This window comes from Burkholderia sp. Bp8992 (assembly GCF_003853705.1).
In the GTDB taxonomy this organism is placed as follows: Bacteria; Pseudomonadota; Gammaproteobacteria; order Burkholderiales; family Burkholderiaceae; genus Burkholderia.
In genome coordinates this window covers 53,872-77,934 of record NZ_QTQI01000015.1, presented here as the reverse complement: position 1 = coordinate 77,934, position 24,063 = coordinate 53,872, and the positions used below count along the sequence as shown (strand labels likewise).

The 24,063-nt window shown below is 65.3% G+C and carries 22 protein-coding genes and 2 tRNA genes; 14 read left to right on the top strand and 10 right to left on the bottom strand.

Going from position 1 to position 24,063, the window contains the following annotated elements; translation table 11 throughout:
- Positions 1 to 4 precede the first annotated feature (4 nt).
- The 8 genes from glmM (at position 5) to phoR (ending at position 8,503) form a co-directional block, all read left to right on the top strand.
- Positions 5 to 1,360 (top strand): phosphoglucosamine mutase, encoded by a 1,356-nt coding sequence (glmM, locus tag DIE03_RS21885; protein ID WP_124453931.1) that lies wholly within the window; start codon positions 5 to 7, stop codon positions 1,358 to 1,360.
- A gap of 443 nt (positions 1,361 to 1,803) precedes the next feature.
- Complete coding sequence (gene pstS, locus DIE03_RS21875) at positions 1,804 to 2,838, top strand: phosphate ABC transporter substrate-binding protein PstS (RefSeq protein WP_124453929.1); 1,035 nt, start codon at positions 1,804 to 1,806, stop codon at positions 2,836 to 2,838.
- Between the two features lie 94 nt (positions 2,839 to 2,932).
- A complete protein-coding gene (gene pstC / locus DIE03_RS21870) occupies positions 2,933 to 3,916 on the top strand; it encodes a phosphate ABC transporter permease PstC (protein ID WP_124453927.1) in 984 nt (327 codons plus the stop codon).
- Positions 3,913 to 4,806: a phosphate ABC transporter permease PstA gene (gene pstA, locus DIE03_RS21865; RefSeq protein ID WP_124453925.1), complete on the top strand. Its 894-nt coding sequence runs from the start codon at positions 3,913 to 3,915 to the stop codon at positions 4,804 to 4,806. The genes pstC and pstA overlap by 4 nt, the downstream gene beginning before the upstream one ends.
- Before the next feature lie 15 nt (positions 4,807 to 4,821).
- A complete protein-coding gene (pstB, locus tag DIE03_RS21860) occupies positions 4,822 to 5,670 on the top strand; it encodes a phosphate ABC transporter ATP-binding protein PstB (RefSeq protein ID WP_034186662.1) in 849 nt (282 codons plus the stop codon).
- Between the two features lie 18 nt (positions 5,671 to 5,688).
- Entirely contained in the window at positions 5,689 to 6,393 is a 705-nt protein-coding gene (gene phoU / locus DIE03_RS21855; protein WP_006476334.1) for a phosphate signaling complex protein PhoU, read from the top strand.
- A 31-nt stretch (positions 6,394 to 6,424) separates the two neighbouring features.
- Entirely contained in the window at positions 6,425 to 7,126 is a 702-nt protein-coding gene (phoB, locus tag DIE03_RS21850) for a phosphate regulon transcriptional regulator PhoB (protein ID WP_006750313.1), read from the top strand.
- A gap of 57 nt (positions 7,127 to 7,183) precedes the next feature.
- On the top strand, positions 7,184 to 8,503 hold the full coding sequence (gene phoR, locus DIE03_RS21845) for a phosphate regulon sensor histidine kinase PhoR (RefSeq protein ID WP_124453923.1): 1,320 nt from the start codon (positions 7,184 to 7,186) through the stop codon (positions 8,501 to 8,503).
- Between the two features lie 87 nt (positions 8,504 to 8,590).
- Here the strand turns inward: phoR and ppk1 are convergent, their stop codons facing one another.
- Entirely contained in the window at positions 8,591 to 10,654 is a 2,064-nt protein-coding gene (ppk1, locus tag DIE03_RS21840) for a polyphosphate kinase 1 (protein ID WP_124453921.1), read from the bottom strand.
- A 279-nt stretch (positions 10,655 to 10,933) separates the two neighbouring features.
- Here ppk1 and ppx point away from each other — a divergent pair, with 279 nt between their 5' ends.
- The gene (ppx, locus tag DIE03_RS21835) at positions 10,934 to 12,448 is read left to right on the top strand and encodes an exopolyphosphatase (RefSeq protein ID WP_124453919.1); all 1,515 of its coding nucleotides are present in this window, start codon (positions 10,934 to 10,936) and stop codon (positions 12,446 to 12,448) included.
- Between the two features lie 99 nt (positions 12,449 to 12,547).
- On the opposite strand, the gene DIE03_RS21830 is transcribed toward ppx, so the two are convergent.
- Together DIE03_RS21830 and DIE03_RS21825 are read right to left on the bottom strand one after the other, a co-directional pair.
- Positions 12,548 to 12,982: a hypothetical protein gene (locus DIE03_RS21830; protein WP_124453917.1), complete on the bottom strand. Its 435-nt coding sequence runs from the start codon at positions 12,980 to 12,982 to the stop codon at positions 12,548 to 12,550.
- A gap of 211 nt (positions 12,983 to 13,193) precedes the next feature.
- A tRNA-Pro gene (locus DIE03_RS21825) sits at positions 13,194 to 13,270 on the bottom strand.
- A gap of 161 nt (positions 13,271 to 13,431) precedes the next feature.
- Here DIE03_RS21825 and sixA point away from each other — a divergent pair.
- On the top strand, positions 13,432 to 13,893 hold the full coding sequence (sixA, locus tag DIE03_RS21820; RefSeq protein WP_124453915.1) for a phosphohistidine phosphatase SixA: 462 nt from the start codon (positions 13,432 to 13,434) through the stop codon (positions 13,891 to 13,893).
- Between the two features lie 170 nt (positions 13,894 to 14,063).
- Positions 14,064 to 14,870, top strand: a complete 807-nt coding sequence (locus DIE03_RS21815; protein ID WP_034206968.1) for a GNAT family N-acetyltransferase — start codon at positions 14,064 to 14,066, stop codon at positions 14,868 to 14,870.
- Positions 14,871 to 15,061: 191 nt separating this feature from the next.
- Here DIE03_RS21815 and DIE03_RS38360 read toward each other — a convergent pair whose 3' ends face one another.
- A complete protein-coding gene (locus tag DIE03_RS38360) occupies positions 15,062 to 15,232 on the bottom strand; it encodes a hypothetical protein (protein ID WP_179948935.1) in 171 nt (56 codons plus the stop codon).
- A gap of 136 nt (positions 15,233 to 15,368) precedes the next feature.
- Between DIE03_RS38360 and DIE03_RS38355 the strand changes: the two genes are divergently transcribed.
- On the top strand, positions 15,369 to 15,545 hold the full coding sequence (locus DIE03_RS38355; protein WP_185658192.1) for a hypothetical protein: 177 nt from the start codon (positions 15,369 to 15,371) through the stop codon (positions 15,543 to 15,545).
- Between the two features lie 19 nt (positions 15,546 to 15,564).
- Here DIE03_RS38355 and DIE03_RS21810 read toward each other — a convergent pair whose 3' ends face one another.
- The 5 genes from DIE03_RS21810 to DIE03_RS21790 all read right to left on the bottom strand — a co-directional run bounded on the left by DIE03_RS21810 (position 15,565) and on the right by DIE03_RS21790 (position 21,086).
- Positions 15,565 to 16,944, bottom strand: a complete 1,380-nt coding sequence (locus tag DIE03_RS21810; protein WP_124453913.1) for an MATE family efflux transporter — start codon at positions 16,942 to 16,944, stop codon at positions 15,565 to 15,567.
- A gap of 10 nt (positions 16,945 to 16,954) precedes the next feature.
- A complete protein-coding gene (locus tag DIE03_RS21805; protein ID WP_124453911.1) occupies positions 16,955 to 17,278 on the bottom strand; it encodes a DUF2288 domain-containing protein in 324 nt (107 codons plus the stop codon).
- A 73-nt stretch (positions 17,279 to 17,351) separates the two neighbouring features.
- Complete coding sequence (locus DIE03_RS21800) at positions 17,352 to 18,971, bottom strand: acyl-CoA synthetase (RefSeq protein ID WP_124453909.1); 1,620 nt, start codon at positions 18,969 to 18,971, stop codon at positions 17,352 to 17,354.
- Between the two features lie 369 nt (positions 18,972 to 19,340).
- Positions 19,341 to 20,042, bottom strand: coding sequence for a peptidoglycan DD-metalloendopeptidase family protein (locus tag DIE03_RS21795; RefSeq protein WP_124453906.1), 702 nt, complete (start codon positions 20,040 to 20,042; stop codon positions 19,341 to 19,343).
- Between the two features lie 132 nt (positions 20,043 to 20,174).
- Complete coding sequence (locus DIE03_RS21790; protein WP_124453903.1) at positions 20,175 to 21,086, bottom strand: aldose epimerase; 912 nt, start codon at positions 21,084 to 21,086, stop codon at positions 20,175 to 20,177.
- Between the two features lie 479 nt (positions 21,087 to 21,565).
- Here DIE03_RS21790 and DIE03_RS21785 point away from each other — a divergent pair, with 479 nt between their 5' ends.
- Positions 21,566 to 22,396 carry an undecaprenyl-diphosphate phosphatase gene (locus DIE03_RS21785; RefSeq protein WP_124453901.1) on the top strand — a complete coding sequence of 277 codons (831 nt, stop codon included), beginning with the start codon at positions 21,566 to 21,568 and terminating at the stop codon, positions 22,394 to 22,396.
- Between the two features lie 180 nt (positions 22,397 to 22,576).
- Positions 22,577 to 22,653, top strand: a tRNA-Arg gene (locus DIE03_RS21780).
- Between the two features lie 138 nt (positions 22,654 to 22,791).
- On the opposite strand, the gene DIE03_RS21775 is transcribed toward DIE03_RS21780, so the two are convergent.
- Positions 22,792 to 23,802: an SDH family Clp fold serine proteinase gene (locus DIE03_RS21775; protein WP_124453899.1), complete on the bottom strand. Its 1,011-nt coding sequence runs from the start codon at positions 23,800 to 23,802 to the stop codon at positions 22,792 to 22,794.
- Positions 23,803 to 24,063 lie beyond the last annotated feature (261 nt).

The window sequence follows — 24,063 nt, the reverse complement described above, 5'->3', positions numbered from 1 at the left end:
CCCCATGGGACGTCGATTTTTCGGCACGGACGGCATTCGCGGCACGGTGGGCGAGGCGCCCATCACACCGGATTTCGTATTGCGTCTCGGCTACGCGGCCGGCAAGGTACTGGCTGGTTCGGCCGACGTCGCGGCGGGCTCGCGTCCGACCGTGCTGATCGGCAAGGACACGCGCGTGTCGGGCTACATGCTCGAAGCCGCGCTCGAGGCCGGCTTCTCGGCGGCGGGCGTCGACGTGATGCTGGCCGGCCCGATGCCGACGCCGGGCGTCGCGTACCTGACGCGCGCGCTGCGCCTGTCGGCCGGCGTCGTGATCAGTGCGTCGCACAACCCGTATCACGACAACGGGATCAAGTTTTTCTCGGCTGACGGCAACAAGCTGCCCGACGACACCGAAGCGGCGATCGAAGCGTGGCTCGACAAGCCGCTCGAATGCGCATCGTCCGACGGCCTCGGCAAGGCGCGCCGCCTCGACGACGCGGCAGGGCGCTACATCGAGTTCTGCAAGAGCACGTTCCCGGCGGCGTTCGACCTGCGCGGGCTGAAGCTCGTGATCGATTGCGCGCACGGTGCCGCGTACCAGATCGCACCGCACGTATTCCACGAACTCGGCGCGGACGTGATCCCGATCGGCGTCGCGCCGAACGGCTTCAACATCAACGACGGCGTCGGTGCGACCGCGCCGGACGCGCTGGTGCGCGCCGTGCGGGCGAACCACGCCGATCTCGGCATTGCGCTCGACGGGGATGCCGACCGCCTGCAGGTCGTCGATTCGACCGGGCGCCTGTACAACGGCGACGAACTCCTCTACGTGCTCGTGAAGGACCGGATCGCGACCGACGGCAAGGTCGACGGCGCGGTCGGCACGCTGATGACGAACCTCGCGGTCGAAGTCGCGCTGCAGCGCGAGGGCGTGAAGTTCGTCCGTGCGGCGGTCGGCGACCGCTACGTGCTCGAGCAGTTGCGCGAAAACGGCTGGCAGCTCGGCGCGGAAGGTTCGGGTCACATCCTGTCGCTCGACCGGCATTCGACCGGCGACGGCATCGTGTCGGCGCTGCTCGTGCTGGCCGCGCTGAAGCGCAGCGGCCGCACGCTCGCGCAGATGCTCGACGGCGTCACGCTGTTCCCGCAGAAGCTGATCAACGTGCGGATGAAGCCGGGCGCCGACTGGAAGGGCAGCGCGTCGATTCGCGCGGCGATCGACGCGGCGGAAGCCGCGCTCGCCGGCAGTGGCCGCGTACTGATCCGCGCATCGGGCACCGAGCCGGTGCTGCGCGTGATGGTCGAGGCGCAGCAGGCGGCCGATGCGGTGCGCCATGCGGAGACGATCGCCGACGCGGTGCGCGCGGCGACAACCTGACCAGGATAGGCGCGCGCGGCGGTCCGGCCGCCCGCGCGCCGGCTCCCGACGACTGTGCGTGCGGCGCCCTCGGGCGCCGCAGTTTTTGTCAGACGCAAAGGTTTGCCCTGCCTGATAACAGCGACATTCGGCAAAACGCATTCTTCCGATCGAATCAGGCATCCGACCCCGAAATCCTGCTTGCTGCCGGGCCGGGCTTCCCGTCCGGCTGACGCTGCGCTACGATGCGCGGCATGCCCTTGAAAACGGGCGTCAATCCCGCCCTCCGAGCCAGGCAATTCTTGCCGCCAGCGCAGCTCGCGCGCCCCCGACGCGCCACCCGATACTCCCTTTCAACCAGTCATGTTACTGTCACGCCAGTTTCATCGATTGTCACATTACCGTCATGAGGAGCCCCTAACCTTCGCGGTGCCGTAGTCATCCGCTCACACACTGGAGGTCTCATGAAATTGATGCAAACCGCGATTGCCGGCCTGGCTGGCGCGCTTTTCGCCGTCGCCGCCCACGCTGCCGACATCACGGGCGCAGGCAGCACGTTTGCGATGCCGATCTATACGAAATGGGCTGCCGACTACCAGCAGTCCGGCGGTTCGAAGGTCAACTACCAAGGTATCGGCTCGTCGGGCGGCCTGAAGCAGATCGTCGCGAAGACGGTCGATTTTGCCGGTTCGGACGCTCCGCTGAAGGATGACGAGCTCGCGAAGGAAGGCCTGTTCCAGTTCCCGACGGTGGTCGGCGGCGTGGTGCCGGTCGTCAACGTGCCGGGCGTGAAGGCCGGTGAACTGACGCTGTCGGGCCCGGTGCTCGGCGACATCTACCTCGGCAAGATCAAGAAGTGGAACGACCCGGCGATCGCCGCGCTGAACCCGAAGGTCAAGCTGCCGGATACGGACATCGCCGTGGTTCGCCGCGCTGACGGTTCGGGCACCAGCTTCATCTGGACGAACTACCTGTCGAAGGTCAACGACGAGTGGAAGTCGAAGATCGGCGAAGGCACGACGGTCAACTGGCCGACGGGTACGGGCGGCAAGGGCAACGACGGCGTTGCAGCCTTCGTGCAGCGCCTGCCGGGCGCGATCGGCTACGTCGAATGGGCGTACGCGAAGAAGAACAACATGATCTACACGGCCCTGAAGAACTCGACGGGCACGGTGGTCGAGCCGAAGACGGAAACGTTCAAGGCCGCTGCTGCTGGCGCGAACTGGTCGAAGTCGTTCTACCAGATCCTGACGAACCAGCCGGGCAAGGAAGCATGGCCGGTCGTCGGCGCGACGTTCGTGCTGCTGCACGCCAAGCAGGAAAAGCCGGAGCAGGGCGCCGAAACGCTGAAGTTCTTCAGCTGGGCGTTCAAGAACGGCGAGAAGGCTGCTGACAGCCTCGACTACATCTCGCTGCCGCCGGCTGTCGAGACGGAAATCCGCAAGCAGTGGAAGACCAAGGTGACGGACGCGTCGGGCAAGCCGGTCGCCGCCGAGTAAGCAGTGCAGCGGTTCGCTGCCCGGCCGCGCCGGTCGGGCAGTGTGTGCGGTGAAGCCGGGCGTCATGGCGCCCGGCAATCAAAAGCAGGCACCCATGTCTGATATTTCCTACACGTCCTCCCGATCGCCCGACGGTGCGCAGCGCGCGCCTGGCCGTCTCGGGGATGTCCTGTTCGGCGGCCTCGCTCGGCTCGCCGCGATCGTGACCCTGCTGCTGCTGGGCGGGATCATCGTTTCCCTGATCATTGCGTCGTTGCCGACCATCCAGAAGTTCGGCCTCGGCTTCCTGTGGCAATCCGAGTGGGATCCCAACTCGGACATCTACGGCGCACTCGTGCCGATCTACGGCACGATCGTGACGTCGGTCATCGCGCTCGTCATCGCGGTGCCCGTCAGTTTCGGCATCGCCCTGTTCCTCACCGAATTGTCGCCCGTCTGGCTGCGCCGCCCGCTCGGCATCGCGATCGAGTTGCTCGCCGCGATTCCGTCGATCGTGTACGGCATGTGGGGCCTGCTCGTGTTCGCGCCGATCTTCGCCGAATACTTCCAGAAGCCGATCGGCCGCCTGTTCAAGGACGTCTGGGTGATCGGTCCGCTGACGGCCGGCCCGCCGATCGGCATCGGCATCCTCGCGGCCGGCGTGATCCTCGCGATCATGATCATCCCGTACATCGCGTCGGTGATGCGCGACGTGTTCGAGGTCACGCCCGTGCTGCTGAAGGAATCGGCGTACGGGATCGGCTGCACGACCTGGGAAGTGATGTGGAAGGTCGTGCTCCCCTATACGAAGACCGGCGTGATCGGCGGCGTGATGCTCGGCCTCGGCCGCGCGCTCGGCGAGACGATGGCCGTGACCTTCGTGATCGGCAACACCAACCTGCTCGACAGCGTGTCGCTGTTCGCGCCGGGCAACAGCATCACGTCGGCGCTGGCGAACGAATTCGCAGAAGCGCAGCCGGGCCTGCATACGTCCGCGCTGATGGAACTGGGCCTGATCCTGTTCGTGATCACGTTTATCGTGCTGTCCATCTCCAAACTGCTGCTGCTGCGTCTCGAGAAGGGAGAGGGCAAGAAATGAGCGAGCCCATCATGAATTTCCCGGGGGCGGACGGCGCCGTGCTCGAAGCGATGCGCAACCGCCTGCAGCGCAAGCGCAAGGCGATCAACGCGATCGCGCTCACCGCGTCGCTCGGCGCGATGGCATTCGGCCTGCTGTGGCTCGTGTGGATTCTCTACACGACGATCCACCTCGGTGTCGGCGGCCTGTCGCTGCAACTGTTCACCGAATCGACGCCGGCGCCGAACACGGAGGGCGGCGGTCTGGCGAACGCGATCGTCGGCAGCCTGCTGCTGTGCGGTTTCGGCACGCTGGTCGGCACGCCGATCGGCATCCTCGCGGGCGTCTATCTCGCCGAATACGGCCAGAAGAACCTGCTGGCGAGCACGATCCGTTTCATCAACGACATCCTGCTGTCGGCGCCGTCGATCGTCATCGGCCTGTTCGTGTACGCGATCGTCGTCGCGAAGTCGGGGCGCTTCTCGGGTTGGGCCGGTGTGATCGCGCTCGCGCTGCTGCAGATTCCGATCGTGATCCGCACGACCGAGAACATGCTGAAGCTCGTGCCGAATGCGCTGCGCGAAGCAGCGTTCGCGCTCGGCACGCCGAAATGGCGGATGGTGCTGAAGATCACGCTGCGTGCATCGGTCGGCGGGATCGTGACGGGCGTGCTGCTCGCGGTCGCACGGATTGCCGGCGAAACGGCGCCGCTGCTGTTCACCGCGCTGTCGAACCAGTTCTTCTCGGTCGACATGGGCCAGCCGATGGCGAACCTGCCCGTCACGATCTACAAGTTCGCGATGAGCCCGTTCGCGGAATGGCAGTCGCTCGCATGGGCGGGCGTGTTCCTGATTACGCTCGGGGTGCTCGGACTCAACGTCCTGGCGCGCTCGATCTTCTCGAAAAAGTAACGGCGGAGCAATCCGATGAATATGGCAGAGAGCCACCTGAATCCTGTCGAGCGCACCGCTGCGCCGGCCGGCACCCATGACGCGGCGAACGATCGCCCGCTCGCGCCGCTGAACGCGAAGATCGAGGTCAACAACCTCAACTTCTTCTACAACAAGTTCCATGCGCTGAAGAACATCAACCTGCGCATTCCGGACGGCAAGGTGACCGCGTTCATCGGCCCGTCGGGTTGCGGCAAGTCGACGCTGCTGCGCACGTTCAACAAGATGTTCGCGCTCTATCCGGAGCAGCGCGCCGAAGGCGAAATCCTGATGGACGGCGAGAACCTGCTGACGACGAAGCGCGACATCTCGCTGCTGCGCGCGCGGATCGGCATGGTGTTCCAGAAGCCGACCCCGTTCCCGATGTCGATCTACGACAACATCGCGTTCGGCGTGAAGATGTTCGAAAAGCTCACGCGTTCGGAAATGGACGACCGCGTCGAGTGGGCGCTCACGAAGGCCGCGCTGTGGAACGAAGTGAAGGACAAGCTGGGCCAGAGCGGCTACGGCCTGTCGGGCGGCCAGCAGCAGCGTCTGTGCATCGCGCGCGGCATTGCCATCCGTCCGGAAGTGCTGCTGCTCGACGAGCCGTGCTCGGCGCTCGACCCGATCTCGACGGGCCGCATCGAGGAGCTGATCGCTGAGCTGAAGAGCGACTACACGGTCGTGATCGTCACGCACAACATGCAGCAGGCCGCACGCTGCTCGGATTACACGGCCTACATGTACCTGGGCGAGCTGATCGAATTCGGTGAAACCGAAAAGATCTTCATCAAGCCGGTGCGCAAGGAAACGGAAGACTACATCACCGGCCGTTTCGGTTGATGACGGAGAACAACAGCCATGTCGGATAAACATCTGTCGAGCCAGTTCGACGCGGACCTGAATGCCGTGTCGTCGAAAGTGCTGGAAATGGGCGGGCTCGTCGAGTCGCAGATCGTCGGCGCGATGCGCGCGCTGAACGAATTCGATCGCGATACGGCCGAGAAGGTGATCGCGGCCGAGGAAACGCTGAACGCGATGGAAGTGGACATCGACCAGGAGTGCGGCAACATCATCGCGCGGAGGCAGCCTGCCGCGCGCGACCTGCGTCTTTTGATGTCGATTTCGAAAACGATTACGAACCTCGAGCGCGCCGGCGACGAGGCCGAGAAGATCGCCAAGCGCGTGCGCCGCCTGGTCGACGAGCCGGCCGCGCGTGCGGTCAACATCGCCGAGATCAAGGTGTCGGGCGAGATGGCCGTGACGATCCTGCGCCGCGCGCTCGACGCGTTTGCGCGTCTCGATACGGTGGCTGCCGCGCAGATCGTCAAGGACGACAAGGAAATCGACATGGAATTCCGCGCGTTCGTGCGCAAGCTCGTGTCGTACATGCAGGAAGATCCGCGCACGATCTCGGTCGGCCTCGATTACCTGTTCATCGCGAAGGCGATCGAACGGATCGGCGACCACGCGAAGAACATCGCCGAATTCATCATCTACATCGTGAAGGGCACCGACGTGCGGCACCAGCCGCGCGACACGCTCGATCGCGAAGCCAACAGTTAATCGACTCCATATAGGAAGAACAGAGGTGCCGATGCCCAGCAACATTCTCGTCGTTGAAGATGAGCCCGCGATTTCCGAACTGATCTCGGTGAATCTCCAGCACGCCGGCCACTGCCCGATCCGTGCGTACAACGCCGAACAGGCGCAGAACCTGATCAGCGATGTGCTGCCCGACCTGGTGCTGCTCGACTGGATGCTGCCGGGCAAGTCCGGTATCGCGTTCGCGCGCGACCTGCGTAACAACGAACGGACCAAGCACATCCCGATCATCATGCTGACTGCCCGCGGCGACGAGCAGGACAAGGTGCTCGGCCTCGAAATCGGCGCGGACGACTACGTGACGAAGCCGTTCTCGCCGAAGGAACTGATGGCGCGGATCAAGGCCGTGCTGCGCCGCCGTGCGCCGCAGCTGACCGAGGACGTCGTGTCGATCAACGGGCTACGCCTCGACCCGGCCACGCATCGCGTCGCCGCGCACGGCGACGGCAGCGAGATCAAGCTCGATCTCGGCCCGACCGAGTTCCGCCTACTGCATTTCTTCATGACGCATCCGGAACGCGTGCACAGCCGCACGCAACTGCTCGACCAGGTGTGGGGTGACCACGTATTCGTCGAGGAGCGTACCGTCGACGTGCACATCAAACGATTGCGCGCGGCCTTGAAACCGGCCGGTTGCGATGCGATGATCGAGACCGTGCGCGGCAGCGGCTACCGGCTCGCCAAGCACGCGTAACGTATCCGGACATGCCGTGTGCCGCGGCATGCCGTTCATTCTTTCGGACGCTGAATCATGAACATCATCTGGGCGCGCTTTCTGGTGTCGCTCGTGCTGCTCGTGCTGATCGGCGTATTGGTCGGCGTCTTCGCCGGCCCGACCGCGGGCCTCGTGTTCGTGGTCGTGATGCTGGTCGCGCAGGGCTTTTTCAGCACCTTCCATACGCAGCGTCTGTGGCGCCTGCTCGACGCGCCGGTTTACGGCGAAGTGCCGAGCGCGCCGGGCATCTGGGGCGAGATCTACTATCGCCTGCACAAGCTCGCGAAGCAGTGGCATGCGCAGGTGCGGCAGGTCGAACAGCAGCATTCGCGCTTCATCCAGGCGATCCAGGCGTCGCCGAACGGCGTCGCGATGCTCGACGACCACGACCAGATCGAGTGGTGCAACGCGATCGCCGAGGTTCATTTCGGCCTCGATGCGAAACGCGACCTGCGCCAGCACATCACGAACCTGGTGCGCCATCCCGACTTCGTCCGGTACCTGAATGCGCAGCATTACGAAGAGACGCTCGTGATGCGCGGCATGGGCGATTCGCGGCAGAACGTGCTGGCCGTGCAGGTGTTTCCGTACGGCGAGAACCGCAAGCTGCTGCTCACGCAGGACATCACCGAGCTCGAGCGGACCGACGCGATGCGGCGCGACTTCGTCGCGAACGTGTCGCATGAGCTGAAGACGCCGCTCACCGTGCTGTCGGGTTTCCTCGAGACGATGCGCGAGCTGCCGCTGAACGAGGACGACCGCGCGCGCTACCTCGACATGATGGAACAGCAGGCATCGCGGATGCGTCACATCGTGACCGACCTGCTGGTGCTCGCGAAGCTGGAAGGCGAGAGCCGCCCGCCGCTCGATCGCGCGATCGACATGCGCGCCGTGTTCGACCATCTGAAGGAGGACGCGCAGACGCTGTCGAACGGGCATCACGACATCGCGTTTGCGATCGACGAGACGCTCGGCGTCACGGGTGCGCAGACGGAGCTGTTCAGCGCCTTCGCGAATCTCGTCACGAACGCGATCCGCTATACGCCGGAAGGCGGCAAGATCGTCGTCACGTGGCGGCGCGAGGGTGCGCAGGGCGTGTTTTCCGTCACGGACAGCGGCTTCGGCATTCCGGCCGCCGACCTGCCGCGGCTCACCGAGCGCTTCTACCGCGTCGACCGCAGCCGGTCGCGCGACACGGGCGGCACGGGGCTCGGGCTCGCGATCGTCAAGCACGTGCTGCAGCGGCACGACGCGCACCTGTACGTGCAGAGCGAGGAAGGGCGCGGCAGCACGTTTACCGCGCGGTTCCCGGGTTCGCGCATCATCGCGATCCGGCCGGCCGCGTACGAGGCTTGATCGCGTCGCGTTCCGGCGTAAAAAAAGCAGCCCGCGGGCTGCTTTTTTCATGGCGATGCGGCGCGCGACCCGCATCGCGCCGACGGCTCACGAGCAGAACTTCGCGAGCAGCCCGAGTTGCGCGTTGCGGATCGTCTTGCCGGCGCGGCGGCGGCGGTAGTGACCGTCGCTTTGCATCTGCCACGCGGACTGGTTGTCGCCGAGACACACCGACAGGCCTTCGGCGATCACGCGCCGCTTGAGCTTGCGCTCGCGAATCGGGAACGCGACTTCGACGCGGCGGAACAGGTTGCGGTCCATCCAGTCGGCGCTCGACAGATAGACGTCCTCGGCGCCGTCCGCATGGAAGTAGTAGATCCGGTGGTGCTCGAGGAAGCGGCCGACGATCGAGCGCACCGTGATGTTTTCCGACAGCCCCGGCACGCCGGGCTTCAGCGCACAGACGCCGCGCACGATCAGGTCGACCTTGACGCCGGCCTGCGACGCTTCGTACAGCGCGGCGATCACCGACGGCTCCAGCAGCGCGTTCATTTTCGCGACGATGCGCGCGCGCTTGCCGGCCTGCGCATTGTCGATCTCCGCACGGATCGAATCGATGATGCGCGGATGCAGCGTGAACGGCGACTGCCACAGCTCGTGCAGCGTCAGTTCGCCGCCGATCCCCGTCAGTTGCTGGAACACGTGATGGACGTCCTCGCAGATCTTCTGGTCGGCCGTCATCAACCCGAAGTCGGTGTAGAGGCGTGCCGTGCGCGGGTGGTAGTTGCCGGTGCCGAGGTGCACGTAGCGGCGCAGTGACGCCTTGCCGGCCTGCACGACGCGCCGCACGATCAGCATCATCTTCGCGTGGCACTTGTGGCCGACCACGCCGTACACGACATGCGCGCCGACGGCCTCGAGCTGCGACGCCCAGTTGATGTTGGTTTCCTCGTCGAAGCGCGCGAGCAGCTCGACGACGACGGTCACTTCCTTGCCGTTGCGCGCGGCTTCCATCAGCGCGTCCATCAGCGGCGAATCGGTGCCGGTGCGGTAGATCGTCTGCTTGATCGCGACGACGCTCGGGTCCTTCGCGGCCTGCTGCAGCAGTTCGAGCACGGGCTGGAAGCTCTCGTACGGGTGGTGCAGCAGGATGTCGCCGTTGTCGATCGCGTCGAACATCGTCGGCGCGTTCGTGATCGCGGCCGGAATCGACGCGGTGAACGGCGCGAACTTCAGGTCGGGGCGGTCGACGAGATCGGGAATCTGCATCAGGCGCACGAGGTTCACGGAACCGGCCACGCGATAGCAGTCCTTGTCGCCGAGCTCGCTCTCCTCGAGCAGGCGCCGCACGATGTGCAGCGGCGTGTCGGCCGACACTTCGAGGCGCACCGCGTTGCCGAGGTGGCGTGCGGGCAGTTCGCCCTGCAGCGCGACGCGCAGGTTCGTGATTTCGTCTTCGTCGACGAACAGTTCGCTGTTGCGCGTGATGCGGAACTGGTTGCAGCTCTTCACGACGAGCTGCGGGAAGAGTTCGCCGACGAAGCGCTGCATGAACGAGCTCAGCAGCACGAAGCCGTGTTCGAAACCCGACAGCGCGTGCGGCATGCGCACGACGCGCGGCAGCGCGCGCGGCGCCTGCACGATGCCCATCACGGCCTGGCGGCCGAACGCGTCGCGGCCTTCGAGCTCGACGACGAAGTTCAGGCTCTTGTTCAGGACGCGCGGGAACGGGTGGGCCGGATCGAGGCCGATCGGCGTCAGCACCGGCAGCAGTTCGTCGAGGAAGTAACGCCGCGCCCATTCGAGCTGCTCGTCGTTCCACGTGTCGCTCGCGTGGAAATAGATGCCTTCCTGCTCGAGCGCGGGCAGCACGGTTTCGTGCAGCATCGTGTACTGTCGATGGACGAGGCGCTGCGCGCGTTCGACGACGAGATCGTAAGCATGCTGTAACGACATGCCGTCGGGTGTCAGCGCGCCGGGGTTGTCGCGGATCTGCTCCTGAAGGCCGGCCATGCGGACTTCGAAGAATTCGTCGAGGTTGCTGCTGGTGATGCAGATGAAACGGAGGCGCTCGAGCAACGGGACTTGAGGATCGGCCGCCTGGGCCAGCACGCGCTCGTTGAAACCGAGGATGCCGAGTTCACGATTGAGAAGCGGGTAACGGACGGACATCGGCAGAGTAGGGGGTGATTCAGGCGATGATTCGAAAGGACGCTCGGAAACTCTCACGGTACGATGACGTGCTGATGACACGATTGTATTTATATCGGCAAATTCTACGCTGGAACCCTTTCGTCTCATAAATGTTTCGGCTATATGGAATCAAGCAGTGTGCATGCCCGTGAAGCGTGGCAACGCCAAGCGTTCCACGCTTAAAATGTCGCCTTTGATTGATCGCCCTGGGCTGCCGGTCCGGCTGCCGCGGGCGAACGCGCACGGAGCCCCCTTCTGATGGTTACAACTCCCCACTTGCTGGCTGCCGTGGATCTCGGCTCGAACAGCTTCCGGCTGATCGTCGGTCGCGTCGAGGAAACGCCGGCGGGCAGCCAGATCTATCCCGTCGACGCGCTGCGCGAGCCCGTTCGGCTGGCCGCGGGCCTGTCGAGCGACAAGATGCTCGATCGTGCGTCGCAGGAGCGTGGCTGGGAGGCGCTCAAGCGGTTCGGCGAGCGCCTGCGCGATTTCCATCCCGATCACGTGCGCGCGGTGGCCACCAACACGCTGCGCGTCGCGAAGAACGCCGGCGAATTTCTCGGCGAGGCCGAAGCGGCGCTCGGTTTCCCGATCGAAGTGATCGCGGGCCGCGAAGAAGCGCGGCTGATCTATGCGGGCGCCGCGCACTCGGTGCCGGCGAGCGCCGGCAAGCGGCTCGTCGTCGACATCGGCGGCGGCTCGACCGAATTCATCATCGGCTCGCACTACACGCCGATCGTGATGGAGAGCCTGTATATCGGCTGCGTGAGCCACAGTCGCACGTTCTTTCCGGCCGGCAACGTCGACGAATACACGATGCGCCAGGCCGAACTCGCGGCCAAGCGCGAGATCCAGATCATTTCGAGCGAGTACAAGAAGGCCGGCTGGGACCAGGCGATCGGTTCGTCCGGCACCGCGCGTGCGCTCGCGGAACTCGTCGAGGCGAACGGCTTCAACGATCCGGGCATCACGCACGGCATTTCGCGCGGTGGCCTCGAACGCCTGAAGCGCGCGCTGATCAAGTCGGAGAACGTCAACCGGCTCAAGCTGATCGCGCTGAAGCCCGACCGCGTGCCGGTGCTCGCGGGCGGCCTGGCGATCATGCTCGCGGTGTTCGAGGAGCTCGGCGTCGATTACGTCGACACGACCGACGGCGCGCTGCGCCTCGGCGTGCTGTACGACCTGCTCGGCCGGACGCAGCACGAGGACATGCGCGCGGTGACCGTCGAGGGCTTCACGCGCCGCTACGGCGTCGATCGTGCGCAGGCCGAGCGGATCGGCGCGCTCGCGGGGCGTTTCTACGACGAACTCGAGGAAGACGACGAAGAGGCGCGCGAGGAAGGGCGGATGTTCCTCGGCTGGGCGGCCGCGTTGCACGAGATCGGCCTGTCGATCTCGCACAGCGCGTATCACAAGCATTCGGCCTATATCGCGAGCAATGCGGACATGCCGGGTTTCTCGCGCACCGACCAGGCGCGGCTCGCCGCGCTCGTGCTCGGTCACGCAGGCAAGCTGGGCAAGCTGTCGCAGGCGCGGGAGGTCGAGTGGCCGCTGCTGTTCTGCCTGCGGCTCGCGGCGCTGCTGTGCCGGCGCCGGACCGATGCGGGGCTGCCCGACATTTCCGTGTCGCAGATGAAGAAGGGCGGGTATGAAGTGCGCCTGCCGAGCGCATGGGTCGAGCAGAATCCGTTGACCGACTACAGCCTCAGCCAGGAGGCGGCCGAGTGGGAGAAGGTCGGTATCCCGTATCGCGTGGTGTACACCGGCGCGTGACGGGTCGATAGCGAGCTGTAGCGGTGCCCGAAAGCCGTCGGGCGGGAAGGTGGCTGCGGGTGCCCTCGGGCGTGCTGTGCGACCGCCCTGACGGCCCGTTCAATCCGACGAGCAGACGATCGCGGTCAGGAACGGGAACGCCTGCTTGACGGTCGCGTCGCTGCCGGCCTTGCGCACGGCTTCCTCCACCGAGCTCTTCGTACCGCGTACCACGACGCCGTAGGCCCAGTCGCCGATCGGCGTGCCGTCGCCCGGACGGAAGATCGGGTCGTTCGCCTGATAGCCGAGCACGACATAGACGCCGAAGCCGTACGCCGTCAGCGCGTGGTTCGTGCGGAACGCGTTGACCGAGTTCGATTCGACATGCATGGGCTCCGACTGGATGTCGCCGGCGGCGAGCAGCGGCGCGACGAACTTGTGGCCGGTCGAATGGCAGTCGAGCGCATCGTCGAGCGCCTTGGCCGACGCGGTGCCGGCGGTCGCCAGCGCGAGCAGAGACGCGCAGAGGGCGGTCTTGAGAATGTTGTTTTTCATGCGCGGGAGCGGGTTGTTCACGCGCATTATCGCGTGTTCCTGGAAGTGTCGCGCGCGGGTTGGCGGGCAGAGTCTCGCGCGTTGTCGCGTCGGTGCCCCAATGAATTTCTACAATGAATTGAAGTGCGCGAGCAGGGGCATGTGCGGGCGATACATGGGCCCAGAAACGGAAAAGGGGCTACGGTGCTTAACCGTAACCCCTTGATTCCTTTGGTCGGAGCGATAGGATTCGAACCTACGACCCTCTGATCCCAAATCAGATGCGCTACCAGGCTGCGCTACGCTCCGACGAACCAAAGATTATATCGGTGCATGACCGATCAGGTCAATCACGACATGCGGGTAAATGCCGCGGCGGCGAACCGGCCGCGATTTGCGACAATTCGCACGGCAATCGGTCGTAACCGTGCGCATGGGTGTGCGCCGCTCGCCGAAGCAAGGAGAACATCATGATGAACCTGATCCTGTGGCGTCACGCTGAAGCCGAAGACTACGCGTCGAGCGATCTCGCGCGCCAGCTGACCGTCCGTGGTCGCAAGGACGCGCAGGCGATGGCCAAATGGCTGCGCGGCAGGCTCGAGACGAACAGCGTGATCCTCGCGAGCCCGGCGGCCCGAACCGTGCAGACGGTCGAGGCGCTGACCGACCAGTACCGGACCGTCGATGCACTCGCGCCGGGCGGCAGCGTCGACGACGTGCTGGAAGCGGCCGGATGGCCGGAAGGCATCGCGCCGACGGTCGTGATCGTCGGACACCAGCCGACGCTCGGCAGCGTCGCCGCACAACTGATCGCGGGCAGCGACGACAGCTGGAGCGTCAAGAAGGGCGGAATCGTGTGGCTGGCGAGTCGCACGCGCGACGGCAGCCGGCAGGCCGTATTGCGGGCGGTATTGACGCCGGACCTGGTGTGAAGCCCGGCTGAATTGGTTTGAAGGGATTGATCATACGGTTTCGCAAGCTTTCTGCTAAAGTCAATTCGGCGACACGTCATTGAAAGGACACAGTCGTGCCACATAACGGTCACGGCCGATTACTACATTGGCGGGCATGTCGTCCTATTCCTTACGACCAGGAAAGCCTAATGCGAGAACTGCCGACGCCTACGCTCCCTTTTGCCTCGCTGCCCCTCGACACGTCGCGGCGCCACCTGCCGCGCGCCAGTGAAACCGTCACATCGGAGTATCGCCTGCGCGCCGCATGGGCGCGTACGGAAGACGAATTGCGCGAAGCCCAGCGCCTGCGCTACAGCGTGTTCGCCGAAGAGATGGGTGCGCAGGTCAGCGGCCCGTCCGGTCTCGACGTCGATCCGTTCGACGCGTACTGCGACCACCTGCTGGTGCGCGATCTCGACACGCTGAAAGTCGTCGGCACGTACCGCGTGCTGCCGCCGCATCAGGCGGCGCGTGTCGGCCGCCTGTACGCCGAAGGCGAATTCGACCTGTCGCGCCTCACGCACCTGCGCGGCAAGATGGTGGAGGTCGGCCGCTCGTGCGTGCACAGCGACTACCGTAGCGGCGCCGTCATCATGGCGCTGTGGGGCGGCCTCGGCGCGTACATGATGCAGAACGGCTACGAGACGATGCTCGGCTGCGCGAGCGTGTCGATGGCCGACGGTGGTCACTATGCGGCGAACCTGTACCAGTCGCTGTCGGCCGGGTCGCTGACGGCGCCCGAATACCGCGCGTTCCCGCACACGGCACTGCCGGTCGACGAACTGCAGACGGGCACCGTCGTCGCGCCGCCGCCGCTGATCAAGGGCTACCTGCGTCTCGGCGCGAAGATTTGCGGCGCACCGGCTTGGGATCCCGACTTCAACTGCGCGGATTTCCTGACGCTGTTCCGCCTGTCGGACATCAACGCGCGCTACGCCCGCCACTTCCTGGGCTGAGCCGTCTGAACCGCGCCGCGCCCGTGCCGGGTGCGCGCAAGCGAACGCCGTCGCGCGGCCATTTCCACGCGACGGCGTTCATTCATTCGACCCTGATAATTTCCGCGGTACGCGGTTCCGAGCACGCCACTGGAATGGCGCGTTTCAGGACGGCCCGGGTTCGATCCGGACCGGACTGCGGGGTAGCTCGCTCAGTGCTTGCGCCGCCAGTCGAGCAGGTGATGTTCCGCCATCCAGTGGTGGATCATCCCTTCGCCGCCGTGGCTGCGCTTGTATTCGCGCGACTCGAAGTACGACAGCGCGACCAGCACCATCAGGCCAATGAACAGGCCGATCAGGCCCGCAATTTCCTCAGTCGACATGGCAGCCTCCTTTCCGCGGCACCGCGCCATGCCTACATAGTAGGACATGCGCGGCGCGACCCTGAAACCGGATTTCCGTTAGACTCGGCGCGGTCCCGGCGCGCGATGGGCGCACCGTTTTCCGGAGCCATACCCGATGACCCGTTTCATGCTGGCCGTGCTGGCCGCATCCTTCCTCGCCGGCTGCGGCAGCGATCCTCGTCAGGCCCGTCGCGGCCACCCGCCGGAAGATCCGGCCGACTATCACGGTGTGCCGACCGACATGACGCCGCCGTCGATGCTCGACGTGCCGCCGCCGAAACCGACGCAATGACGGCTCGGCCAGGCCGACGTCACGCGCGGCCGGTGGACGCGGCGTGCGCGTCGGCGCCGATGCGCCGCAGCAGCCCGGGCAGGTAGCGCGCGAGTGTCGCGCCGCGTGCGGCCATGAACAGCAGCAGCGCGAACCAGAGGCCGTGATTGCCGAACGTGCCGACGGCCGCGAGCGTGGCCGCGACGAAAATCGAGAACGACACGACCATCGCGCGCATCAGCGATTGCGTCTGCGTGGCGCCGATGAAGACGCCATCGAGCAGGAAGCCCCAGACCGACACGATCGGCGAGATCGCCGCCCACGGCAGGTAGCGCAGCGCGACGGCGCGGATCTCGGCCTGATCGGTCAGGCGCGCGACGATCCAGCCGCCGGCTGCCCAGTAGACGAGCGTGAACAGCAGCGCGCCAAGCGCCGACCAGAGCAGCGTGACGTGCACGGCCTGCCGGAATGCACGGCGGTCGCGCGCGCCGGCCGCCGCGCCGACGAGCGCCTCGGCCGCATGAGCGAAGCCGTCGAGGCCATAGGCCATGAAGGTCTGGAAATTCAGCAGCAGCGCATTTGCCGCGAGCGTCGCGTCGCCCTGTTTGGCGCCGAGGTGCGCGAACCAGCCGAACGCGCCGAGCAGGCACAGCGTGCGCAGGAAGATGTCGCGATTGAGCGCGATCAGCCGCTTGAGCGCGGCGCGGTCGGCGAGCGCACGTACCGCGATCGGCGCAAGGCCGCGCGGGCGCAGCCGCCACAGCATCCATGCACCGAGCGCGAAACCGCAGGCATCCGCGGTGGCCGTGGCGGCGCCGATGCCGGCGATGCCCCAGCCGAAGCCGTACACATAGAGCAGGACGGCGCCGATGTTAACCGCGTTGATGAACACCTGCGCGACGAGCGCGAGCCGCACGCGCTGCATGCCGAGCAGGTAACCGAGCACGACGTAGTTCGCGAGCGCGAAGGGCGCGCTCCAGATTCGAGCATGGCTGTACGCGAGCGCCGTTGCGCGCACGGCATCGCTGCCGCCGAGCGCGGCCAGCGCGAACGACAGCAGCGGCCCCTGCAGCGCGAGCACGGCGCTGCCGAGCGCGAACGCGACGATCAGCGCGCGCAGCAGGTTCAGGCGAATACCGGCGGTGTCGCCGGCGCCATGCGCCTGCGCGACGAGGCCGGTCGTCCCCATCCGCAGGAAGCCGAAACCCCAGAACACGAAATTGAAGAACAGTCCGCCGAGCGCGACGCCGCCGAGATACTGCGCGCCGTCGAGGTGACCGGCGACGGCCGTGTCGACGGCGCCGAGGATCGGCTGGGTCAGGTTCGCGAGGACGATCGGGAAGGCGAGCGCGAGGACGCGCCGGTGCGTGACGGTAGCCGAGCCGGCACCGGCCCCCTGCGGTAACGCGGATTCGGACATGGCGAACGCGTCAGGCGCGTTCCTGCACGCAGACCCACGGCGAGACGACGACCGCCCACAGCTCCGGGTTGCGCGCCGCGAAGTCGGCGGCCGTTTCGGCCGGCATGCGGGAGACGAGGCCGGCCGACAGCCAGCGCGTGACCTGATCGGCATCGTCGCTGGCGACCGCTTCCGCGACGCTGACGAGATCGAGGTCGCGCGCGACGGACAGCAGCTTGCCCTGCGCGAAGAAGCGTTCGAGATCGCACCAGTCGATCTTGGCGGTTTCGCCGAGGAGTTTGGCGTAGAGCGGGCTGTGCGACGCGCCCGCGGCGGATGGCTGATCAGAGGACATCGGTTTCTTGGAAAGACTGCGTGGCGCCACTATAAACCATCCGGCCGCACGGGCCGAGCCGCCGGCGGATGGCTCACGCATCGCGCAGCGCGCGGCGCACGATCTTGCCGGTCGCGGTCATCGGCAGGCTGTCGACGAACGCGATCGCGCGCGGATACTCGTGTGCGGTGAGCCGTGTGCGCACGTGTGCCTGCAGCGCGAGCACGAGCGCGTCGTCGCCGACGTGGCCGGGGTTCAGCACGACGAACGCCTTGACGATCTCGGTGCGCGTCGCGTCGGGCACGCCGACGACGGCCGCCATCCGTACCGCCGGATGCGTGAGCAGGCAGTCCTCGATCGGGCCGGGGCCGATCCGGTAGCCGGCGCTCGTGATCACGTCGTCGTCGCGGCCGACGAAGCGCACGAAGCCGTCGGCGTCGATCGTGCCCGTATCGCCGGTGATCAGGTAGTCGCCCGTGAACTTGTCGCGCGTCGCAGCCGGGTTGCGCCAGTATTCGAGGAACATCACCGGGTCGGGACGGCGCACCGCGATGCGGCCTTCGACGCCCGGCGGCAGCGGCGTGCCGACCGCATCGACGACCGCGACCGCATGACCGGGCACCGCCTTGCCGATCGCACCGGGCTGGGCGTCGAACAGCGCCGCGCACGACGACAGCACCATGTTGCACTCGGTTTGGCCGTAGAACTCGTTGATCGTCACGCCGAGCGCATCGCGGCCCCACGCCGTCAGTTCGGTGCCGAGCGATTCGCCGCCGCTCGCGACCGATTTCAGCGACAGCGCATGGCGTTCGCGCGGCGCCGTAACGGCGCGCATCAGCTTCAGCGCGGTGGGCGGCAGGAATGCGTGCGTGACGCCGTGCCGCGCCATCAGCGCGAAAGCGGCGTCGCCGTCGAACTTCTCGAAGCGGCGCGCGAGCACCGGCACGCCGTGATGCCATGACGGCAGCAGCACGTCGAGCAGCCCGCCGATCCATGCCCAGTCGGCCGGCGTCCAGAACAGGCGTGCGTCGCGCGGGAAGCATTGCTGCGACATCTCGACGCCCGGCAGGTGGCCGAGCAGCACGCGATGGGCGTGCAGCGCGCCTTTCGGTTTGCCCGTGGTGCCGGACGTGTAGATGATCACCGCCGGATCGTCGGCGGCCGTGTCGACCGGCACGAAATCCGGCGTTTCGGCGGCAAGCGCTGCGTCGTAGCGCAGCACGCCCGGCGCATCGGGTGTATCGTCGCCGACGCAGTACACGGTGTGCAGCGACGGCAACTGCGCGCGCAGCGGTGCGATTTTCGCGTAGCCGGCCGCGTCGGTGACGAGCGCGGCGGCCTCGCTGTTCGCGAGCCGGTATTCGAGCGCATCGACGCCGAACAGCGTGAAGAGCGGCACCGCGATCGCACCGAGCTTGTATGCGGCGAGGTGCGCAACGGCCGTTTCGGGGCCTTGCGCGAGAAAGATGCCGATCCGGTCGCCGCGTCGCAGGCCGGCGCGCGCAAAGCTGTTCGCGAGCCGGTTAGAAGCATTCCTCAGGTCGTCGAACGTGAGGTGGAACACGTCGCCGTGCGCCGTTTCGTAGATCAATGCGAGGCGTCCGCTGCCGTCGGCCCATTTGTCGCAGACGTCCACGCCGATGTTGTAGCGGGCCGGAATGTCCCACCGGAAGCGGGAGAGCAGGTCGTCGTAGCGGTCGGCGGCGGGCAGCATCGCATTGTCTCCTGGGTGTCGATCGTGGCGCCGGGCGTATCGCTTACATCAGGTTTTCACGCAGGCGAATCCACAATGGTGTCTGCTGATAGGGAATGTTCGGACTCGTCCAATAGCCACGGCTCAGTGCACGATTCCACAATGACGCATAAGATCAAGTCAAAACAGTGATGTGACCATGGATTTGCTTCTGATAGCTGCGGGGTTCAGCCTGATCGGAATCGGTGTGCTGGTGGCGTTTGCTCGTCACGTCGATCCGTTGTCCGGCCGTTTCACCGGACGTCTGCGCAAGCGCTGACTCAACCATTTCCCGTTTTCGCCGCGACGGCACGCGATGCGCGCCGGCATCGCGTGTCGTCCGTCGTGCGCTCAACGCGCCGGCAGGTAGCGTGACGGGTCGATCGACCGGCCGCCGTAGCGCAGCTCGAAATGCAGCGCGACGCGATCGCTGTCGCTGTTGCCCATCTCCGCGATCGACTGTCCCTGCGTAACCGACTGGCCTTCCTTCACCAGCAGCGCGCGGTTATGCGCGTAGGCGGTCAGGTAGTCGGCGTTGTGCTTGAGGATGATCAGGTTGCCGTAGCCGCGCAGCCCGTTCCCGGCATAGACCACGACACCCGGTGCGGCCGCGACCACCGGCGTGCCCGGTGAGTTCGCGATGTCGATCCCCTTCGATTTCGAGCCGTCGAACGTGCGGACCACGTTGCCGGCCGCCGGCCAGATCAGCCCGATGCTCGTGGCCGGTTTGACGGCCGATTCGACCGGCGCGGAAGGTGCCGGACGCGCGCGGCCGGCGCTGCCGGTGCCGGTGGTCGACGGCGTCGATGCGGTGGTCGTGCCGGGCGGCGGCGCGACGCGCAGCACCTGGCCGACTTCGATCGCGTCGGGGTTCGTCATCTGGTTCCAGCGCACGACGTTCTGCACCGACGTGCGGTTGTCGCGCGCGATCTTGTAGAGCGTATCGCCACGCTCGACGCGATAGAACCCGGGGCCGACGGGCGCGGAGCCGCACGCGGCGAGCAGGGCGGCGCAGGCGGCTGCGAAGAGTCGCTTCGTTGTTGTTCCGAACATTGAACCTCGCAAAACCCTGCCGCGGGTGGAGCGGCAGGCAACACAAAACGTCCGATTTTAACGGGTTCGACCCGCGCACCGCAGTTTGGGCCGTTGTCAGGGCCGTCGCGCGCCGGTTTGGCGGCCCGCGTATCAGCCGGCGAGCGGATGCACGCGAATGCGCAGCGTGGCCGTTTCGGTTGCGCCCGGCGCGAGCATGCGCAGCCCGAGGCCGTTGTGGATGGCGTCCGGCAGGCCGAGCCACGGCTCGACGCAATAGAAGTCGGAATCCGGCTTTTCGGTCCAGGTCGTGACCGCGTACCACGGGATCGAGCCCGGCACGTCGAGCGCGATCTCGATCGTGCGGCGGCGGCCCGGCATCACGATGCGCACCGGTGAAGACGGTTCGCCGTCGAGGCAGTGGAAGCGGTCGACGATGTCCGGATCGTCGAGGCGGTAATGCGCTTCACCGGGTTCGAGCGGGCTGATCGAGCCGTCCGCGTGCTGCTGGCAGGTGCGGGTCGGCGGCAGTTCGAGCGTGGTTTCGGCGCGTTCGCCATGCGGCAGCGCGAAATAGAAGTGGTGGCCGGCGTAGTAGGGCAGCGGCGTGTCGCCGCGATTGGTCGTCGTCAGCGCGACGTCCAGCGTGTGCGTGTCTGCCAGCCGGTAGGTCGTCTCGAACCGGAAGTCGAACGGGTAGCTCGCGCGCAGCGCGTCGCTTGCGTCGAGCGTCATCGACAGCGCGGCGCCGTCGGCCGACGGGTGCGCGTCGAACGGCAGGTCGCGCGCGAAGCCGTGCATCGGCAGGTCGCGGACCACGCCGGCGGCGTCGCGCCAGCGGCCGAGTTCGCCGTCGACGCGGTGGCGGCCGAGGAACGGAAACAGCAGCGGATTGCCGCCGCGCACGCGGGCGAGGTTGCTCCAGTCGGCCGTTTCCGGCCAGAAGATGACCGGTTCGCCGTCGACGTGCCAGGACAGCAGGCGGCCGCCGAATTGCGGAGCGACCCGGACGAGCGACGGGCCGGCGTGAAGTTCGTGGATATCGTGTTGCTGGAAGATCGGCATGGCGAATCGGATTGGACGGGTGGACGGAGCAACGCGCGTTCCATTATCGGGCCGCGGCCGCTCGGGGAAAACCCTTCTCGGGAAATTGCGAGTTTTTAAGACTGTCAACGGTCTGGATAATGCATCTAAACCGGTGACGTTGCCGGGTCATGACACTTCGTGGAGGGGGCCATGGATCTGGCAATGGCAATGGGAATCGCACTGTTCGGCATGTTCACCGGCAGCACGGTATTATTTTTCTATCAGCTCGGCCGCTGACGGCAATTCCTGCCGAAGTCGACAGGCCCGCCATGCAAATGGCGGGCTTTTTGCTTTCTGCGTGCTTACAAATTGCAAGCGTTTGTGTGCATTGCCGCAATAAGCTGCCAAATGCCTTGGCGCAGTAATCCTGGCTCGGCATAATCAGGGCGCGTTTTTTCGGACGCGCATCGCGTCGTCCGTCTTTCTTCCCGCTCAATCTCGACTAAAAGGACCGACGCGTGAGTCTCTGGTTTCTGGTATTCCTGAGCGTCCTGCAGGGCGTCACCGAACTCTTCCCTGTCAGCAGCCTGGGCCATACGCTGCTCGTGCCGGCGCTGTTCGGCATGCATATCGACAAGCACGCGCCGCAACTGCTGCCGTTCCTCGTTGCGTTGCACCTCGGCACCGCGCTCGCGCTGCTGTGGTACTTCCGCGCGCGCTGGACCGCGCTGATCAGCGGCTTCTTCGCGCAGCTCGGCGGCCGCAAGAACGACGACGGCCACCTGATGTGGGCGCTGATCATCGGGACGATCCCGACCGGCATCGTCGGGCTGCTGCTCGAGAAGCGTATCGAACGCGTGTTCCACGACCTGCGGATCGTCGCGATCGCGCTGATCGTGAACGGCGTGCTGCTGTGGCTCGGCGATCGCATCCAGCGCAGCCGCGCGCACCAGGCGCCCGAGAAGATGACGTTCAAGCAGGCGTTCTTCGTGGGTCTCGCGCAGATCGGCGCACTGATTCCGGGTTTCTCGCGCAGCGGGCTGACGATGATTGCCGGCAATGTGGCCGGGCTGACGGCGGAGAAGGCAGCGGAATTCTCGTTCCTGCTCGGCACGCCGATCATCTTCGCGGCGGGTGTGCTCGAACTGCCGAAGCTGTTTCATGCGCGCGACCAGCTTGCCGACGCGCTGCTCGGCGGCGTGCTGACGGCGATCGCCGCGTACCTGAGCGTGCGGTTCCTGATGCGCTATTTCGAAGGGCGCGGGCGGCTCGCGTCGTTCGGCGTGTACTGCGTGATCGCCGGGGTGTTCTGTCTTGGCTGGTTCATGCTGCATCCGCAGCCGGTTTGAGGTTGCGATGGCTCGCTTCGCGTGATGTGACGCGATGATCGGGTATAATTTCGGGCTCGGTTCCATACCGGGCCCGTTTTGTTTCGGGGCGTTGAGTTGGGCGGTGCGGTAGTTGCCGTGCGTGACTCGATAGCCCGATGCCGAATGCGGTCCGCGAAAGGCCGTGTCTTTTCTCCGCGACCGCCCTTAGCTCAGTTGGATAGAGCAACGGCCTTCTAAGCCGTAGGTCACACGTTCGAATCGTGTAGGGCGGGCCAGTTTGAGCACTTCGAGACGTTCCGGGGTTACGCCGGGGTTACGGTCGCTCACAACGATGCACCAAAAAACAAAGCCCCGCATTTGCGAGGCTTTTGCCGATTGCGATATTTCAATCGCGATGTACCAGCTTCGTCAAATCAGGAATAGGAGCTGCTGGGCGGTTTTGCGGGGTAGAACTCGTTTGCGAGCGCGCGAAGCTGTTGAGTTTGCTCGCCACCTGGGCCGTTTTCAGGCTGGCTTGCGCCATCGCTTCCCGAACCGGGCGCGGGGTCTGGTACGTGCGCATCTGTCTCTCCTTCAGGATTGTCTTGTGATGGCGACTGTGCGATTGGGTACAGTCTGACATTCGGTGGATCGTCTTCGAAATTAGGCTTGCAAGAATCATGCAAGGCTTGGGCAACCTGCGCGTAGATGCCAGTTGGTCTTTCCACCCGTACAAATATACTTGATGCTTCCTTGCGGTCAATAACAAAGCCGTGCGACGGGTAGCCAACGATCAGCTTATCCAAACCATCAGCACGCAGGTTGTTGCTCTTTGCGTCGAGGCGGCTGCCATACGCGAATGCGATGTCAGTCGCGCGTTGCATTTCCGCGAGCTTCATCGGATCTATTTGCCCGAAAACCGGCGAGAACAGGCCCGTTGTCAGCTTCGTCGAGATATCGGCTGCAACTCGTGTCGACAGGGCGGCTCGCGTGGTCAACTCGATTAGGTACGAGCGAAATGCGTTCATCGCCTGATTTTGAAGGTAGTTGACCGACTGAAAGATGTCCAGGCCGGAGTTTCGGCCGACAATTTCGTCTTGTTTCTTTACCTGCACGTCGAGCGGGCCCAACTCGCTTTGATCGCCGAGCCAGAGCTTGGATGCTCCAATGCAAATGAGGGTGCCGGCGCTCTTGCACAACCATGGAATCAAAGCGTCGAACGAATCGTAACCGTGCTGCAATGCCCGCGCGATTCGGAAACCCGCATGCGGGTCGCCACCAGGGGTGCTCAGAACGAACAACAGATTTGAAGATTGTTTTTTCGCAAGTTCGGAGCAAACGAGATCGTAGCCGGCTCGACTGATCTGTCCAGAATAGACCATGATATCCGGCGAGTTCAATGCTGGAGCCGCGGGCGCAGTTGCTCCTTCCGCTATCTGGTCCATGTGTAGGTCCCCGTTGTCGGGCTGCACTATCGATGCTTCCGTCGCGCACCTTGACAGCACTGGATCCGCCCGCTTATTTGTTAGGCGGATAATACCTTGGCGACGAGCTATTCATATCCGCGAAAACGAGTAGTCCGTGCTGGAGTTTTTGACAACGGGTCGCGGGCTACGTAGTGTTCACAGTACTTGGAAAAGGCAGATGGAGTGTTTGAGTGGCTATGTGCCTATTCCAATAATTTCCACACCTTCCGTGTTACTTCA